Origin of the sequence: Limnobacter sp. SAORIC-580, assembly GCF_013004065.1 — a bacterium.
Lineage (GTDB): Bacteria > Pseudomonadota > Gammaproteobacteria > Burkholderiales > Burkholderiaceae_B > Limnobacter > Limnobacter profundi.
Genome location: NZ_CP053084.1, coordinates 269,094 through 287,560, shown reverse-complemented (window position 1 = coordinate 287,560; position 18,467 = coordinate 269,094). Strand labels below are relative to the sequence as shown.

Here is an 18,467-nt window from a genome sequence, read left to right as displayed (position 1 = left end):
CGTGATGAAGCGTCAAGCACGCCTGTTGGCGACCCTCGCATTTGCTGCATTCACCCTGTACATGGCCCCCAATGCGTGGGCCGACACACTGGAAAAGGTTCAGGACTGGCGCATTTCGCTTCCAAACACCTGGCAGCCCAGCGAACAGGCCTTGGTACAGGTGCGCAACAGCCGGCTGGCCTTGGCAAACAACATTCGATTCGATATTCAAAGCTTGCACGGCACGCTTGCCGCCGCACAGCCCAACACCCCTGTTTCGCTCGAAAACCTGGCGGCCTATGAAGTGAACGTGGACCATGCGCACCTTCGAATTGCCGACAGCGTATTGCAGGCACTTGTGCAGGCAGAACTGCAAGCCAGCGAGGCGCCTTTGCGAATCAAGCAGGTGACCACGCAAACTGACGGCATGCTGATTACCGGCGATATTAAAAGGCTGGGTTTTTGGATTCCATTCACCATGGAAGGCACACCCGCCGTGGCCAATGCAGGGGAAATTACCCTCACCCCGCGCACCTTGAAGGTAGCAGGCGTACCCCTGTACAAAGCCTTGCTGGCCACCAATATTCAGTTGCAATCGCTGATCGACATGAAATCAAAGGCCGTGGCTTTGCAAGGTCAGGCCATGGTGCTTCGGCTTGATCAAGTGCTACCCGCCCCCAAACTTTCTTTCGAACTGAATGCCGTGCAATTGGGGCAAGGGGAAGTCACCGTGTTATTGGGCCAGGCCAACCCGGCACCCCCCTTTTATTGCAAAGCCGATTGTCCCGCTAATTTTGTGTACACCCACGGCGGTGAATTACGTGCTGCAGGCATGGTGCTGGCTGGCCAGCCCACCTTGGTCACAGGCATCAGCAATGGCAGCTTGCCCATTGCACTGCACGATTTGAACAGTTTAATCAGCACCAGCACCGTGCAGCTTCGCACCGACGGTGCCCTGTGGATCAGCGCCCAGGAAGGGCTGCTCAACCCCGCTGAAACGGCCTTGCTCAACACTGGAGAGGCTGCGATTGCCCAACTTGAAGGTTTGAATTCTGCTCAAGAGGCAGTGACCCTGGCGGTGCACCATGCCACGCTGCTGTCCCGCGAGGGGATTGAACTGCGTGTTGAAAAACTGTTGGCCAGCACTCAATCCACCGACCTTGGCCAACTGCCGACCGCCAAACAAACCGTGCATGTGGGCGAGATTTCGCTGAGCGAAGCCGCCATGAATACCCTGATGAACAAAGCATTGTTCAACTTCGAGGGCAGCCCAATTCGACAAGTCAACACCACCATTGGCGAGCCTCATTTGCAGCTTTCGCTGCAAGTGAAACCTGAAATTTTTGGCATACCGCTATTCTGGTTGCCTGCCAAACTCAGCGGCCCATTGCTTATTTCAAGCGACAAACAGCACCTGGAATTCACACCCGCCGAAGTGCGCCTATTTGGCCTGTCCATGCTGCCGCTGATTGATTACGCCGGGTTAAAACTCAGCAGCTTTATCAAAATTGACGAGACCGCAGTCAAGCTGCAAGACAACACCATTCGCATTGCCTTGGGCAGCGCACTGCCCCCACTGCAATTAAGCACCGAACTGCGAGCCGTTAAAACCGTACTGCGTTCGCCGCTGGGGCCTTACCTGCAAGTGCATGTGGGCACATTGCCAGCTGAAAAAATTGGCGAAATTTACAACACCATGGAATTGTTGCCACTGGGCCTGTGGATGAAAACACCCGAGTTCACCGCCTTGGGCATGCGAACCGGGCCCACACTGGGCCATGTTTACAACGACCCACGAAAGGAAAGGCTGGTCATTGACCTGGCCCAATACCCCGACCTGCTGGCCAATGCCACCTTGCGCCTGCCGAGAAGTGAACGGGTGTGGGTGAGCATGCCCAGCCCGGGCAATGGTTCACAGTACCCAATACAGGGCCATCGGCACGAAGATGAGGCTCATCAGGTTCCCCATCATCACCAGTGACGCCACCCGTTGAGGCTGAAGGCCGTATTTCTCGGCAAACACAAAACTGAGCACTGCTGGTGGCAAGGCACCGAAAACAATCAACATGGCGGTGTGCTCGGGGCTTAAAGGCAGCAACCACACACACAGGGCCGCGAAAATCAGCCCTGTGAGTGGGCACAGTACACCGCCAATTACGCCCAGCTTTACATCCGAAAAATCGGCTTGCGTTAGGCGAACCCCCAATGAAAACAGCAGCAGTGGAATGGACACATCGCCCACCATGTCGATTGCAAAATACAGGGGCGCCCACACTTCAATTTTCAGCACACTGACCAGCAAACCTGCAATGGACGCGGCAATCACGGGCTCTTTCCACAACATCAAAATGCGCGCATTGGGGCTCATCATCCAGGTGCCCAACGAGTAATGCAGCGTATTGCCCACCAAAAACAGCATCACCGCAGCGGGCAAGGCCTCCTCACCAAATGCCAGAATGGCCAGTGGCAAGCCCATGTTGCCGGAGTTGTTGAACATCATGGGAGGCACAAAAATTCGGCTATCAATTCCCAACAAACGGCCCACAGGCCATGCCAACAAACCTGAACCCAACACCACAATGGCACCACCCACAGCCAGCAACCAATACGATTCAATTTCAAACGACTTGCTGGCCAAGGCCGAGAACACCAGCGCCGGCACAAAAATTTCCATGTTCAGCTGGTTGGCAAATTTCATGTCGGGTTTTTTCACCCGCCCATACCAATACCCAAGGGCCACCACCGCAAACACCGGAAAAATAACCGCAACAATGCGCAAAAACATAGAAGGCCGCCGTACAGGAAAATAACTGGGAAGTGACAGGGAAGGTCGCAGTGTACTGCAAGCGTTTAATCGGAGCGATTCGGGTTTGTATTGGGGTTGACGTTAAATAGCAGCTTCAAGGCAGGGTGGTTCAAGTTGCGCGGGTGGGTGAATGCAAAAAAATCTTCAACCACACCCTGTGCATCGCCCATGTGCACCACGGTGTGGTCGCGCACCACGTCTTCAATCAGCATGGCGGGTACGGCAAATAATCCCAAGCCAGCCCGGCCAAACGTTTCCAGCAAGGCGAGGTCGTCGAACTCCCCTACCACCGTCACCTCCACGCCCACACTTTCCAGCCAGTGCTCCAGCTTCAGCCGCAACACGTTGTTGCGCGATGGCATCAGGAAAGGCGCGTGTTGCAAGCTTTGTGGAAAGTTCGCCTCGTACTTCTGTTTCAAATCCGGGCTTGCAAAAATTCGCACCGGGTAAGTCAGCAACTTGGCCACCTGCAAGTGTGCAGTGCCCTGCCCGCCTGGGCGCTCAGCCAACACCACATCCACGCTGTGTTGCACAAGCTCCGAACACAGGGCCTCGAACCGACCCTCGTGGCACACCAGCCGCACAGGGCGCTGCATGCCCAGAATGGGCTCAATCATGTGAAACGACACTGTTTTGGGCAAGGCATCGGCAATGCCCACCGACAAACGCAGTGTGTAATCCAGTTGCTCGTCGCCTAGGCTTTCGGCCATTTGCTCGCCCAGCTGAAAAATTTGGTCGGCATAGCGCAAAGCAATTCGCCCCGCCTCGGTCAGCCCCAAACCCCGCCCCACTGGCTGAAACAAAGCCCGCCCCAAAGTTTGCTCCAACTGGGTAATTTGGCTTGAAAGCGTTTGTGCGCGCAGCCCAAGCCGTTCGGCCGCCGCTGTCAGGCTGCCGGTGTTGGCCACCATCCAGAAATAGCGCAAGTGGTGGAAGTTCAGGTCGGTAAGTTTCATTAACCCTTCGATTTATTCGAATATTTACTAAGCAATTGTTCCATTTATTCTTACACTGAACCAGCGTACACTTCAACTGTCTATTTCCCCGAAAGGAGGACGCAACCATGAAAACTGAAATTGTGGCTCGGCATCCCGAGATCGATGAAACCCTGCGCAGGTACGTGCTTCGCCGCGTGCGCTCGGCCATCAATCGACTTTCGACCCAGATTAAAAACATCACCGTGAAACTGGACAGGCACTCCGCAAAACAGGCCGACCAGCGCAACTGTGTGATTGAAATTCGAATCGACGGGCAAGCGCCCTTGATCGTAGACAGCGCCGGGCCGCATTGGCTCAGCGCAATTGACCAGGCGGTTGAATCAGCAGCACGTGCTGTTCGCCGCCAACTGAAACACACCCTTCACCAGGTGACCCCCTTGCAATTGTTGAAAGGACAACACGCATCATGAAACGCATTGTTTTATTTTTAGCCACCAACGTCGCCATTATGGTGGTACTGGGCATTACCGTGCATGTGCTGGGCTTAAACCAGTTCATGGCCGGGGGTCAGCTTAACCTGACCATGCTGTTGGCATTCAGTGCTGTACTGGGCTTTGGTGGTTCATTCATCAGCCTGTTGATCAGCAAAAAAGTAGCCAAGTGGAGCACCGGCGCACAAGTCATTGAAACACCACGCAACGCCACCGAGCAATGGTTGGTCAGCACAGTTCAGCGCTTTGCAGACAAAGCCGGCATTCCCATGCCGGAAGTGGCCATTTACGAAGGTGCTCCCAACGCATTTGCCACTGGCCCCAGCAAAAGCAACTCACTGGTCGCGGTTAGCACGGGTTTGCTGCAAAGCATGAGCCGCGAAGAGGCCGAAGCTGTGTTGGCGCACGAAGTGGCTCACATTGCCAACGGCGACATGGTTACACTCACGCTGATTCAAGGCGTGGTGAACACCTTTGTGTTTTTCCTGGCCCGCGTGGTGGGCTTTCTGGTGGATCAGTTTTTGCGCAAAGACGATTCTGAATCCAGTGGCCAGGGCATGGGTTACTTCATCACCGTTATCGTGATGGAAATTACGCTGGGTATCTTGGCCTCCATCATCGTGATGTACTTCTCGCGTCAGCGTGAATTCCGTGCCGACTCGGGCGCAGCCTGGTTAATGGGCAACAAGCAGCCCATGATCTCTGCCCTGAAGCGTTTGGGCGGCATGCAGGCTGGTGAACTGCCCTCGAACATGGCTGCATCCGGTATTTCAGGCAAAGGTGGTGTAATGGCCTTGTTCAGCAGCCACCCACCCATTGAGCAGCGCATTGAAGCACTGGCCCAGCAGCGATAAACCCGCTGTGCGCTCATCAAAAAACCCGCCGAAGTTTGGCGGGTTTTTTGTTGGCAGGTGTTTCACATCACCCTGCGTACCTTCCAGAATGTTTTACGCCAATACAAATCATCAAGCCGGCTGATGGTGACACCCACCTTGGTAGAGGCGTGCAAAAATTTTCCATCGCCCAAGTAAAAGCCCACGTGCTTGGTGGTGTACCCTGTTCGGAAAAATACAAGGTCGCCTACCTGCATGGCATCGCGGCCTACATCTACACCCATATTGACTTGTTGGGTGGTGCTGCGCGGCGCTGTAATGTTGAAATGGGTATTCAAAGTCTGTTGCACAAAGGCCGAACAATCAATGCCCGCTTTTGAATTGCCGCCCAATTTGTAAGGTGTGCCGCGCCACTCGCGAAACTGGGCCAGCAACGCTTTTTGAACCTCAGGTTTTTCGGTTTCGAAGCCGGTAAATACGGTGCCATCTTCAAGTACCAAGGCGTCCGAACCACCTTCTTGCAAACCTGCACAGGCCTGCAACAACAGCAGCAGACACACGCCAGCAAACCGGCCAAACACAGCAACAGCTTGATTAAACAACCGCCTTCCTTTCACTAAACCGGAGCAAACCCTTCACGAAGCGGTAAAGCAACCACAAACTTAAAATGCCGTAAACAATAAAGCCCACGCCAAACACCATGGTGATCATGGCCACCACAAACCAGAACATGCCAATCCAGAAGGTTGAAATAAGCCAGTCGTAATGGCTGTAATAAATAGTGCCCGCTGATTCGCCACGCTTCACATAACAAATAATGAGAGCAATCAGGATTGGAATAAACGCCGTGAATATACCCACAGCACCCAACACATAGGCCACCAAAACAATGGTGCGGTTGGACTCTTCCTGATTGGGAACCGGATTAGGTTGATAGCTCATAGCGCTCCAGTGTCGGTAAGTACCTGCCCATTTTAGACGAGCGCACCGGCATAAAAAAACCCCGAGGCAAATGCCCGGGGTTTTCTGTACTGCATGAATGGCAACTATTACAGCTTCAGTGCTGCAATACCGGCACGCGCCACTTGGGCATCTTGATCCGATTTCACGCCAGAAACACCCACAGCGCCCACCACCTGGCCATCGACCACAATGGTTACGCCGCCTTCCAGCAGCCCGTCTACGTAGGGAGCGGTTACAAAGGCAGTACGGCCGTTGTTAATCACGTCTTCCAGAATTTTGGTGTCTTTGCGGGCCATGGCAGCAGACTTGGCCTTGGAAGGGCCAATGTGTGCGCTCATGGGAGGTGCGCCATCCAAACGCAGCATGCCCAACAAATGACCACCATCGTCGGCCACAGCAATGGTTACGCCCCAGTTGTTGGCTTCGGCTTCCGCACGGGCGGCAGTCAAAATGGCTTGTACGTCTTCTACAGACAAGACGGCTTTGGTTTTCATGAACTTACTCCGGTTTTGAATTAAAAATGTCAAAGCGAAGTATGCGGCAGACTCCCTGTGGTGGCTACACAGGAAGTCCCTAATGCGAAATTATCAGGGTGCGCAGCTTAGGCCTGAGTCTTCTGCATCACAAGTGGCCGGCTTTGTTGCACCACCCTCGCCCTCGGTTGCAGGCCTGCCCGGGCCCACTTCCGCCACCACACCATTGATAATTTTGCCAGCCACGTTTTCAGTGCGAACCACGGAACGGGTTTGCTCCTGGCGAGCCAATACCACAGCGCCTTGGGCAGTCGTCAAGGCGGCAGCTTCTTGTGGTGACAACAGCAAGGTGCCGTTGTAAACCACGGGAATGCGATCAAGACTGCGTGCCCCATCGTAGAAAAACGCTTGAGTGCCCTTGCGCTCCGGGCCCGCCAGGTAAACCACTTGCCCAGGCAACAGATTACTTCCCTCAAAGGGTAGTACTGTGAGGAAACCACCCAAGCCCGGACGATTGATGTCACCAACTTCAACCCGGATGGCACCGGCACCTGCCGACTGACCTGAACCAGACGATTCGCCAAATGTGGCCAAACCACCCGGTTGCCCATTCACTCCCCCCAAGGGTATCGAAAGTGTCAGGCCTGCGTAAGAGCGGGCTGTACCCACAGCAAGGTCGTTGTAAGGCATCCGAGCACGGATCACCGCATCACTGCCCTGTGTGGCCAGGCCACGCGCTCGAACAGCAATCAAGTCTGCTTCGGCACCCTGCCCTCCAATATTCAACCGCACGTCGTTGTTAACTGCAAACAGACTCCCGCCACGATCTGCCACATAAGAGAAAGATTGATTGTGGCTTCGCCCGGCCAGTACGCCGACCTGACCATTGATCTGGTTATTCTGCGTCAGGACAATTGAACCGTTTTCAGGTGAATTGAACTGGGTTGTGGCACCAGCAGTGGTGAGCAATTGCCCTGAACGTTGATGAATCATCGGGCTGGCCACAGTAATGCGACCGAGTCCTGTGAATGGATTCACCGCTTCTTTGCTGGAGAATACATCCAGCGAAGGTGGCAAGACCAGAGCAATGTCGGCAGAAGACAATGGTCGCGACACGCCTTTCGCAGTGAAGGTCAAAGCACCACCCGTTTGCTCAATTGTGCCCAGCAGAAGCATGCGGCCATCGGCGGTCAACTGCCCGCCCCGACTGTTCAGGTTCAACAACTGCATGTCGCCCAAGGTCGACAAACGAGTTTGCTCCGCACTGGCACTGACCGTGCCCCGAAAGCGGTTGTCTGCATGCTGCAAATCAATTTCGCCACCGATTGATTCAAGCCTGGCATCGCCCCCAACCTGCAACCGCCCCACTTGGGAAATTTGATTGGCAGAAACTGCCAGTTCACCATCGAATTGCGAATCCGCGAACTGCACCTGCATGCCGCTGACTTCCGCATTACCCCCTACATTCAGGGCCAAAGTACCAGTCGATGAGGTGGTATTGACATTCAAGTTGCCGCTGGTTCCCAGTGCAACCGAACCACCTGACTGTACTTGCGTGTTGCCATTGAACCGGTTGCCGGAATTGGTCAAACTGATTTGGGCTGCTGTCAAGCTTGCATCATTCAACATGACCGACCTGCTTTGGGTTAATGCACCAGTCAATTCGATCTGGCTTGCACCATCCACTTGCGTGCTACCAAGCTCCACATTGTTGGCTTGTAATTCAAAGTTGCCTAACACGCGTGCGGCCAGGGCGAGGTTTTCAGCCTGCATGGACAAATCATTTTTGTCTGTAATCGACACGCTTGCGTTGGCGGAATCCGGATTTTGAACCGTAATTTTCCCGATAAAATCGTTCTCTGAATTGTTCAGATCTACCCGGTCACTGCGCAGGTGTGTATCACCCTTCACATTCAAAGCTGCTGTTTGGCGAACTTCAGCAGCCGCTATATCCAGCTGCTGCAACTCACCAAGCTCTCCCAAACTGGCCTCTTGTGCTTGCAGATTCAAATTACCCAAATTTGCACCTTGTACCCGCAAGGTACCGGCACTGCTCAAAGTTGCCTGGCTTGCATCTTCCACACGAAGCAGACTGTTGAAGCTGTTGCCCTGGTTACCCAGATCAACATGATTGGCTTGCAGCAAGACACTGGAATTGGCGGTCAGGGTACCGTCTTGTTCAATCGACTGTGCACGCAACTCCGCTGCGCCATTCAATTGACCCGACACATTCAGCACATTCGCATCAGCAACAACTGTTGTGCCCGAAACATTCAATGCCACATTGCCTTGGAAGTCATTGGCTTGATGATTCAAATCAACTGCAGCTGCTTCAATGGTCGCATTGTTTCGAACAGTCAGTGAACCGGCCTGTGCCAGCTGTGAAGCCCTCACATTCAAGGTACCCACATCACCCTGCAAAACCAGATTATTGACATCGCGCAATTGTGCCGTGTCGCTGACCTGCAAATCTACAACATCCCCGAAGTTGTTGGCGGCATTTTGAAGATCAATATTTGCTGCACGCAAGTCAGCCCTGCCCTGAACATTCAAGGCACCTGGCTGGCTTTGCTGCTGCGTGATTCGCTGGGCGTTGACAATCAATGCATTCACACGCCCACTCAAGGCGAGATCATTGGTGTCGCTGATGGTTGCAGTGCCAACATTTTGCAGAATAATTTGACCACTAAAGTCGTTGCCAGCCTGGGCAAGATCAACCTCGTTTGCGCGAAGTGTCAAGCTGCCTCCAGTTTGGCTGGCCTGCGTTTGGGTAACCTTGCCAGCCTGAAGTTCTGCACTGTTCGCAACTTCAAGTTGGTTCACATTGATCTCACCTGCAATCAAGGTGCCATTGGCAATGCTAAGTTCTCCTGCTGTCAACGTACCAACAACGGATGTATTCAAAATTTGCGATTGACCTTGAAGCAGCAAATCATTGTTGTCTGAGATATCCGTCTGCACCGCCACATCAAGTGTTACCGGGCCGCTGAAGTTGTTGTGTTCGTTCCTTAAATCGACTGCCTGTGCAGTCAACTCAGTAGCACCAGTCACCAACAACTCACCGGTCTGTGTAATGTGTTGTGCGGTCGCATTCAAGCTACCCAACACTGAATTGCTCAAGTCCAGTTCATTCTGTGCGGTCACGGTCAATGCTGCTGCATTGCCCCCCAGCAAAAGGTCTCCACTGGCATTCACTGTTGCCTGCTGTGTGGCGTTAACAGTAACGCCGCCGCCAAAACTGTTCGCTGTATTAATCAGGTTGATTGTAGGTGCAGCCAGGTTGCTATTGCCATTCACATTCAATGCGCCCGACTGATTAATTGCTGTGCCTGCCTGCACGTTCAAGCTGCCTGCTGAACCTTGCAACTCAATTACTTGCTGGTCGCGCAGGTTCACACTGCCAGCAGAATTCAGCACCACATTGCCAACAAAATTGTTGGCTTCATCCTGCAAAGTCACATTGCTAGCCCCCAGGGTGGTTGTACCCCCCACCTGCAAAGCACCTTGCTGAATTACATTGCCACCATTCAAGGTCAAATTACCCGTGGCGCTGAAGTTGTTCAATTCAAGTTGATCTGCCTGCAACACGATGTTTTCTGAAGCAAGGCTGGACACAGAAAGCGAATTCGCACTTGCATTCACTGAAGTGGCAGTGCCTGATACGTTCAGCCCACCGCTGGCGGTGATGGATGCTGCACCAGTCAAATTCAAATGCACCACATCACTGAAGCTGTTCGCTTGGTTGTCCAGCGCGATCGAGTCTCCATTGAAAGTACTGGCGCCTGCCACCGAAAGTACTCCACTTTGCCCGGTGGATGCGGCATTGAAAGTTACGTTGCCCTGTGCAGCCAAACCATCCACGATCAAGGTACTTGCATTCATGGTTGCTGTGTTGACATTACCCGCCACACGCAGGCTATTGGTATCAGCCACTTGAGCATCGCCTGCAACATTCAGACTCAAGCGTCCCTGAAAATCATTGGCTTGATGATTCAAATCAACTGCGGCTGCTTCAATGGTCGCATTGTTTCGAACAGTCAGTGAACTGGCCTGTGCCAGCTGTGAAGCCCTCACATTCAAGGTACCCACATCACCCTGCAAAACCAGATTATTGACATCGCGCAATTGTGCCGTGTCGCTGACCTGCAAATCCACAACACCGCCGAAGTTGTTGGCGGCATTTTGAAGATCAATATTTGCTGCACGCAGGTCAGCCCTGCCCTGAACATTCAAGGCACCTGGCTGGCTTTGCTGTTGGGTGATGCGCTGCGCATCAGCTGCCAGGGCCTGAACCTGGCCACTCAAGACCAAATCGTTGATGTCGCTGATGGTTGCAGTGCCAACATTTTGCAGAATAATTTGACCACTGAAGTCGTTGCCAGACTGGGCAAGATCAACCTCGTTTGCGCGAAGTGTCAAGCTTCCTCCAGTTTGGCTGGCCTGCGTTTGGGTAACCTTGCCAGCTTGCAGTTCTGCACTGTTCGCAACTTCAAGTTGGTTCACATTGATCTCGCCAGCAATCAAGGTGCCATTGGCAATACTAAGATCTCCTGCTGTCAACGTACCAACAACTGATGTGGTCAGGGTTTGCGCGGTGCCTTGAATCAACAGGTTGTTTGTGTCGGCGATGCTGGCTTGGCCCGCCACATTCAGAGTGACAGTGCCGTTGAAATCGTTGCCCTCATCCAATAACGTTGCACCTTGTGCAACCAGGACTGTTGGACCCGTCACTGATACAGCGGCAGATTGACCAATTTGCTGTGCGGCCGCATTCAAGCTACCCAGCATTGAATTGCTCAAGTCCAGTTCATTTTGTGCGGTCACGGTCAATGCTGCTGTATTGCCGCCTACCGAGAGGTCTCCACTGGCATTCACTGTTGCCTGCTGTGTGGCATTAACAGTAACGCCACCGCCAAAACTGTTCGCCGCGTTGGTCAAGTTGATTGTAGGTGCAGCCAGGTTGCTGTTGCCATTTACATTCAATGCGCCCGACTGATTAATTGCTGTGCCTGCCTGCACGTTCAAGCTGCCTGCTGAACCTTGCAGTGCAATTACTTGCTCGTCGCGCAGGTCCACACTGCCAGCAGAATTCAGCACCACGGGGCCTGCGAAGTTGTTGGCAGCGTTCATGAAGGAAATGGTGTTTGCATTCAATGCGGCTTGGTTTTCAACAGTCAGATCGCCAAGCTGATTCACTTCTGTTGCATTGACGGACAAACGACCTGCCTGGCCTTGAACAGTCAGTGTGTTTCGATCAGCCAATTCAACATTGACTTGGTTGCTTAAAGTAACCGGGCCAACAAAATCGTTGTTGGCGTTGTTCAACCGTACCAAGGTATTGCTGCTTTTGTTGCGGTGCTCAATGCGCGCATCACCTCCAACCATCAAGGCCGCCGCACCCGAGGAAGCCTGTGTCACAACATCTGAAGTCAAGGTCAAGTTTTCATTCACTGTCAGCGCGTTACTGATTTCAACAGTGTTTGCATTCAACACAAGTTCCTGTGCATTGCCTGCCACGTTCAGTGTGTTTTCGTCGCGCAAACTGACACGTGCATTGCCAAGCAAGTTAACCTGCCCCTGAAAATCATTCGCAGGGTTATTCAGGCTGACTGCGGCGGCATTCAAGGCAGCGGTGGCCCCCACAACAAGTGAGTCACTTTGTGCGATGGATAGCGCTGTCAGGTCAAGCGAACCGGCCTGCCCCTCGATCGTCAAGGTATTGCTGTCACGCAAACGCACAGAACCTTGGGTATTCAAAACCACATCGCCATTGAAATCGTTCATTGCATTGTTCAACGCAACGGCACCCGAGTTGTTGATCCGGGTTTCACCTTGCACCTGCAGGGCACGATCAACATCCATGCTTTGCGTGATGCTGTCTGCGCTCATTGCAAGGCCATTGCTTGCGGTCAAACCGTTGAACACCAAGGAATCGGCTTCAACACTACCGCTGACAACATTGCCTGCCACAGTCAATGTACCGTTGGCTTTTATTGCTGCGCTTTCACTGGAAGCAAGTGTGACCGTAGAGCCGAATTGATTGTTGCCTGACTCAGTCAAATCAATATGTTGTGCACTCAGTGCGCTGGTGCCTGTCAAATTCAAAAAATCAGTTTGATCAATTCGTGTTGCTGTTGCACTCAGGCTGTTTGCATTCAAGCCGTTTACAACAATCTGCCCATTGGAGCCGGTGGTCAAAGTGACATCATCGGCAGAACCCTGAACAGTCAGAGTATCGTTGCCATTCAAATTTACTGCGCCTGCATTGTGCAGAACCACAGTTGAACCGAAACGGTTTGCCGCGTTGTTTAGCTGAACAGAATTGCTGTTGTTAATGCGCGTTTGCCCAAGCACATTCAGCGCATCGGCTTCAGTGGTGCCTTGACGAATCGAATCTACGTTGAAAACTGCGCTTGCAGCCCGCCCTGAGACCGCAATACCCTCGGCGCTGCCCAATTGAACCTGACCATCCAGATTGAGAAGAACCTGGCCGCGAAATGAATTGCCAAGCTGAATTAATTCAACGTTCTCGCCATTGAAAGTTGCCGTGTTGTTAACTGTCAACGGCCCTGCCTGCGCCGACTGCGTGGTATTGCGGGCGGTTGCAGTCAGGTTGTTGACCTGCCCTGACAAAGACAACTCGCCCTCATCAGCAAGCTCGGCGGTGCCCACATTGCCAAGCTCGACATTGCCGCCGAAATCATTGGATATATCCGCCAACTGAACTGCGCTTGCATTCAAGCTTGTACCTTGCTGCACAGTCAGTGTTCCGTTCTGTGAAATGCTGGCCGCAGTAACATTCAAACTTTCAACTGTCAGTTCGTTTAACTGCACTTGATTGACTGCTGACAAAGTGGCTGCACCCGCAGACCCCGACACAGCCAGATCATTCATGTCAATTAAAGTGGCTGCACCAGTCACCGCAAGTTCGACATTGCCTGCGAAATCATTGTCGGACTCAAGCAGATTGACCTGATTGGCATTCAGGGTGGATAAACCAGCAACGGACAGCGCAGCGCTCTGCGTAATTTCGGCTGCTGTCAAATTCAGTTGCGCGGCAGAACCTGAAATGTTCAACCCACCATTGGTGTGTAAAGTAGTACCCGCAGTGCTGTTAATCAATACCTCGCCATCAAACTGGTTTGCCTGATTCCCCAGGTTGATTTCATTCGCATTCAATACTGTGCTTCCATTCACCTGCACCGGGCCAGTCTGCTCGATCCTGCCACTGGCATTGACTGTGAGGCCATCAGAAGCAAGACTTCTGATGGCAAGGTTCTGAGCACTGAGTGTGGCTTCACCGCCTGAATCGACCGAAACTTGCAGATTGTTGGAATCATGAACTGCAACTGACCCTGTCGCTGTCAAATCGACCGAGCCAGTGAAGTCATTGCCAGCGTTGTTTAAACTCAAACCACCTCTTGAATTGATATTCAGGCCACCGTCAGACAGCAAAGCCGCACTTTGGCCGTTGCGCATCTGGCCAACTTCACCCGCAATAACATCTACAGTACCCTGTGGGTTACCCACGTTGAGGCTACCTGTTAATTGAATCAAATCACCTTCAATTGAAATTCGTGAAGCCTGGTTTACACCGGCCGTGTTGATGACACTGGGATCGCCGTTGTTCGATGCACTGGCCAACAAAATAATCCGTCCGCCCTCGGCCAGCACCTGGCCAAGCTGTTGAATCAAGGCGTTGTTGTGACCTTCAACTGCCTGAACAATTAGGTCGCTGCCCGAGGTATTTACGGTGACCTCCTTGGCTGCAATTAGATTCACCGACACGCCAGAGCCAGCCTGGTGTTGTGGTTGCAATCCTGCTGTCAGATTTCCCGAGTTTGTAATGGAAGGCGCCAGGAATACGATGTCTTTGGCAGTGATGCTGCCAGCATTGAGAATACCTCCGGCATTTGCACCTGTTTCAAACTCAATTGTTTGACCAGGCATTTGGCCATTGCCGTTACCATTGCCCTTGAGATTCAATGTAGACGCTACAAGACTACCCACATTCACCTGAGAACCCGCACCAAACACAATACCACTTGGGTTGATCAGGAAAATTCGACCATTGGCCACCAGGCTGCCGAAAATTTCAGATGAATTACCCCCGACAACCCGATTCAAAATGACAGAATCGGCACCGGGCTGAACAAATCGAACGGTTTCGCCGCTGCCGATGGAAAACTCCTGCCACCTGATCACATCACGTTGATTGACTGTCTGAGTGATCACAGTGGTGCCGGGCAATGACACGTTCAGATCAAGGTTATTGCCCAAGACACCATCAAGAATCGGCGCAGTCTGCACATTGGCACTGAACACCAGCAACACGGCAGCTGCCAGTGGCTTGAGTGGGAAAGACGAATTCAGCTTGCAAGTTGCGGAAGTCATAAAAATTCTCTTAGAAATAGTAGATGTAAGATGCAAAGATTCTTGGGCTTTGGCGTTTCGGATCAGACTGCCGAACACCCGCCAGTTCCCAGGCCAAACTCAAGTTGAATGTGAAAATGTCTTGCCTGTCCCAAGCCAAACCCAGGCCGTAACCAGCCAGTTCGGCATGGTTGTTGAATCCTGCGGGCTGATTGCTGGTGTCTTCGCGAAAACGAACACGGCCTTGATCAAAAAACACATTGAAGGACAATTCACGCGCCGCACTGCCAAACCAGTTGGCAGAGGGCAAATAGCGCGCTTCCAGCGTGAACAAATCGCAGCTGTCGCCAGAAGTTTCACCTTGTGCAAATGCGCGCACAGCCGTAGCACCACCCAGCGAACACTGTTCACTGCTGTCAAGATTGTCGAGTGCATATTGACCACGCAAGAAGCTCCACAGCATCAACTTGCCGGGCACAACAGATTGCAACCTACCAAACGAGTAGTTCACACGCATGGTGTTAAGTTCATCGTCCAGACCAAACGGCACACCACCCGGATAATTCGTTTTGCTTTCCTCTACGTTGAAGTTGAAGAAGTTAAGACCGCCGCCCACCAGGCTATCGCGGGAGTCGCCACTGAGACCCAGGCGAAATGAATCCACTTCCTTCACGGTTTCCAAACCAGACAGGCTCTGCCTGTCAGTGAACTCCTTTTTGTCATACCCAGTCAGTGCAAACACATTCAGGTTGCGTGAACGCACCAGGGGATACAGCGCGAATACACCCAGCGATTCTGCATCGCCATTCAAGCCCAAGGGAAAATCGTTTTCCTCAAGTGAATAATTCACGGTAGACACGTTCACACCCAACTTCAATCCATCCGCACCAACCGGCAGGGTGTAACCCAGCAGCGTGAAGTCCAAACCACCTGTTTCAGATTGAAGATGACTGACCGAAAACGAATCACCCAAGCCAAACGGACTTTCCCAGGAAAAGGTGGCAATGCCACGGTACGTGCCTGCGTACCGCGAGCCGTTTGCATCCAGGCCCGCACTGCCGGTCAGTGCCTTGTCGTTGCTGGGTGTTGCAACCAGAATCGCTTTGCCTGCTTGTGTGCCAGGCTTGATGGCAAATGACATTCGAATGCCACGCAAGTCATTGAGCAGGAACACCACCCGCTCTACCTCTTCCACACGAATGACCGTACCGGGCTTTAAACGCTTCAAGTGCGATTCAACAATATCCCGATTCACGCGCAGTTCTTCTGCAGGCCAAGCTACTTCGACTGACTCCAGCACACCGGGCAACACGGCAATGGTCACCACACCGTTTTTAATGTCTTGCGCGGGCAAATAGGCATACGCCAGGTAATAGCCCAATTCACGCTGCAAGAATGCAGTCACCACCTGTGCTGCACTGCTGAGGTCTTCAAACGAACGCTTTTCGCCCACATACGGCATCAGCAATTTCTGAATATCGTTCAGATGCTTGGCTTCGACACCTTCAATTCGATAAGCGCTGACATTCAGAGACACATCGTTCAACGGCTTGCCCAACTCAGGGGCCGCCTTTCTTTCAGCCTGATTGTCGATGACAGGCTCTGCTTCTTTTTCCGCAGCAGGCGCAGCAGACTCGGGATTGATAAAGGGGGCAGGCGTAGACACCTGGGCCTGTACCGGCCAGGCAAGTGTGTACAGCAACAGGGCAATTGTGTATCGGTTGGTCAACATGGAATAGGTACTTGGAATGAGAGCGAACCGGAGTGAAACATCAAAACCGGAAATCAGGAAATTGGGTCATTGGTATGGTGTCAACCGAATTGAGCACCCCCCTCACCCACAAAGACCAAAATGCTACTGAGGTTGTCTGCCCGCCCCAAGGCGCGATTAAATGCCAGTTGATGAATATGGGCATTGCAATCCTCTGCGCACCACAGGCTGGTACCCAGCAATGCGAGCTCGTCGTCATTGAGGTGTTCCCACAAACCATCGCTGCACATCAAGAACCAGTCCCCAGCCAACAAGCAGCAAGGCTCGGTCACATCCATGTGAAGATGTTCATTTTGCTCACCCAATGCGGTATACAGCGCGTTTCGACTGGCTTGACCATCGGATTGTTGATGATCAATCATCCACTGCAACACACTGTGGTCCCTGGTTTTTGAGCGCAGCACAGCTTGCTGAAAGTGATACACACGCGAATCGCCGACATGCAACCAAACTGCCTGTGCAGATCGTTGATTGATCACCAAAAGACAAACGGTGGTGTGCATGTCTGAGCAATCAGGGTGTGTGGTCTGTTGATGCAAAATATTCTGATTCACCTGTTGCATCAGTTCCAGCAAGCGTGATCTTTCCAGCGTGGGTGATTGTTCAAATGCACTCAAAGACATTTCAACAGCCAAGGCAGCAGCAAGCTGCCCGCCACGATGACCACCAGCACCGTCTGCAAGCGCGCACACCAGCCAGTCTCCAAATAATTTATGCCCAACAGCGTCCTGATTTTCCGGGCGGTTACCAATGTCGGTACGCTGTGTAACCTGTACTTGCAACAATCGCCCTTCGTGTGCCCCACCCAGTTGAATGGTCAACTCCATGTGCCCGCCAGATGCCGGTAGCGATCGCAATAAAGGTCCCACATGCGTGCTTTTCTGGCGAGTTCGAGACTCAAACTCAATCCACCTTGCCGATTGATCTCTTGTTCGATCACAGCTGGATCCAGACCACCCTGAACCTGCTCAATCAATACTTGAATTCGCGCAACACTCAGTTGCATGTGCGCCTGAATATCCTGAAACGCCTGCTCAAAGGCCTGCTCTGCATCCAGATAAGCCAGTGAATTATCGCCAAGCAGTTTGCCCATGGCTTGCGCCGGTGATGAAGAAAACTTCAGTGGATTATTTCCCTTCGCGGAAATACTGGTCAGCTTGCTGCCCGTTTCTTCCTGGAAAATTCGGCGCGCTGAAAGCAATTGCATGCAACCTTGAACGCAGATACCCAACAAGTGGTGCAACTTCTCTACATCCTGAATTGTGGAGGGTGTTGTCGGTTGTTCAGCCACCACACCTCGAACTGCTGAATCAGCTTGTTGGGAACCCACATACATACGCTGGGCCAACGGCGAAATGTTCTCTTCGATATCGCTTTCGACAGGCGGCAAGGGCATATCGAAAGCTGCCAACAGATCGTCGATATCGACGTTAGAAGCTGGTTGTGGCAACCAGGATTCCAGTGGATCAATTTCGGGCCTCGGCATCAGGTCCTCGAATCCGTTCCAATTCGCGGCAACCTTCGCAAGAATGATTGAGTAATCACCAATTCGCAGCACATCGCCGGGACTCAAGGGGACGGATTGATTCTGGGGCATGGGTTTGCCGTTAACCAAGGTACTGTTGGTGCCAAGGTCTGTCCAGTGGCATTGGGAATTCTCAACAAGTACCTGTGCGTGCAAACGCGACACCACCCGTTGGGGATCTTTCAACACCCAGGTGCAATCGGGCGAGCGGCCAATCGATCCCCCCTGCAAGGGCACAGGCCACTGTTCGATTGCCTTGTCCGCCTGACCATCGCGGGTAATCTGGAATTCAAAGTTGGAATACATTCAACCCAC

12 protein-coding genes are annotated in these 18,467 nt (G+C 52.7%); 3 read left to right on the top strand and 9 right to left on the bottom strand.

Features of this window, described 5'->3' with window-relative positions; all coding sequences use genetic code 11:
* The first annotated feature begins 1 nt into the window (after position 1).
* Entirely contained in the window at positions 2 to 1,960 is a 1,959-nt protein-coding gene (locus HKT17_RS01280) for a hypothetical protein (protein WP_205882475.1), read from the top strand.
* Here HKT17_RS01280 and HKT17_RS01275 read toward each other — a convergent pair.
* Together HKT17_RS01275 and HKT17_RS01270 are read right to left on the bottom strand one after the other, a co-directional pair.
* On the bottom strand, positions 1,892 to 2,764 hold the full coding sequence (locus HKT17_RS01275; RefSeq protein WP_171097263.1) for an AEC family transporter: 873 nt from the start codon (positions 2,762 to 2,764) through the stop codon (positions 1,892 to 1,894). The two genes, HKT17_RS01280 and HKT17_RS01275, sit on opposite strands and share 69 nt — an antisense overlap.
* A gap of 65 nt (positions 2,765 to 2,829) precedes the next feature.
* Entirely contained in the window at positions 2,830 to 3,741 is a 912-nt protein-coding gene (locus HKT17_RS01270; RefSeq protein ID WP_171097261.1) for a LysR family transcriptional regulator, read from the bottom strand.
* A 107-nt stretch (positions 3,742 to 3,848) separates the two neighbouring features.
* Between HKT17_RS01270 and HKT17_RS01265 the strand changes: the two genes are divergently transcribed.
* Both HKT17_RS01265 and htpX read left to right on the top strand, forming a co-directional pair.
* The gene (locus tag HKT17_RS01265; protein ID WP_105027983.1) at positions 3,849 to 4,193 is read left to right on the top strand and encodes an HPF/RaiA family ribosome-associated protein; all 345 of its coding nucleotides are present in this window, start codon (positions 3,849 to 3,851) and stop codon (positions 4,191 to 4,193) included.
* Positions 4,190 to 5,068, top strand: coding sequence for a protease HtpX (gene htpX / locus HKT17_RS01260; RefSeq protein WP_105027982.1), 879 nt, complete (start codon positions 4,190 to 4,192; stop codon positions 5,066 to 5,068). Before HKT17_RS01265 ends, htpX begins: the two co-directional genes overlap by 4 nt.
* 62 nt (positions 5,069 to 5,130) lie before the next feature.
* Here the strand turns inward: htpX and HKT17_RS01255 are convergent, their stop codons facing one another.
* The 7 genes from HKT17_RS01255 to HKT17_RS01225 all read right to left on the bottom strand — a co-directional run bounded on the left by HKT17_RS01255 (position 5,131) and on the right by HKT17_RS01225 (position 18,458).
* Complete coding sequence (locus HKT17_RS01255; RefSeq protein ID WP_105027981.1) at positions 5,131 to 5,649, bottom strand: NlpC/P60 family protein; 519 nt, start codon at positions 5,647 to 5,649, stop codon at positions 5,131 to 5,133.
* Positions 5,642 to 5,989, bottom strand: coding sequence for a DUF4870 family protein (locus HKT17_RS01250; protein WP_105027980.1), 348 nt, complete (start codon positions 5,987 to 5,989; stop codon positions 5,642 to 5,644). Before HKT17_RS01250 ends, HKT17_RS01255 begins: the two co-directional genes overlap by 8 nt.
* Positions 5,990 to 6,096: 107 nt before the next feature.
* Entirely contained in the window at positions 6,097 to 6,504 is a 408-nt protein-coding gene (locus HKT17_RS01245; RefSeq protein ID WP_171097259.1) for a heme-binding protein, read from the bottom strand.
* A gap of 93 nt (positions 6,505 to 6,597) precedes the next feature.
* Positions 6,598 to 14,877 (bottom strand): two-partner secretion domain-containing protein, encoded by an 8,280-nt coding sequence (locus HKT17_RS01240; protein ID WP_171097257.1) that lies wholly within the window; start codon positions 14,875 to 14,877, stop codon positions 6,598 to 6,600.
* Positions 14,878 to 14,887: 10 nt separating this feature from the next.
* Positions 14,888 to 16,588, bottom strand: a complete 1,701-nt coding sequence (locus HKT17_RS01235; RefSeq protein ID WP_171097255.1) for a ShlB/FhaC/HecB family hemolysin secretion/activation protein — start codon at positions 16,586 to 16,588, stop codon at positions 14,888 to 14,890.
* A gap of 80 nt (positions 16,589 to 16,668) precedes the next feature.
* Positions 16,669 to 17,454 carry a PP2C family protein-serine/threonine phosphatase gene (locus HKT17_RS01230; RefSeq protein WP_171097253.1) on the bottom strand — a complete coding sequence of 262 codons (786 nt, stop codon included), beginning with the start codon at positions 17,452 to 17,454 and terminating at the stop codon, positions 16,669 to 16,671.
* Positions 17,445 to 18,458, bottom strand: a complete 1,014-nt coding sequence (locus tag HKT17_RS01225) for a type VI secretion system-associated FHA domain protein (RefSeq protein ID WP_171097252.1) — start codon at positions 18,456 to 18,458, stop codon at positions 17,445 to 17,447. The genes HKT17_RS01230 and HKT17_RS01225 overlap by 10 nt, the downstream gene beginning before the upstream one ends.
* Positions 18,459 to 18,467 lie beyond the last annotated feature (9 nt).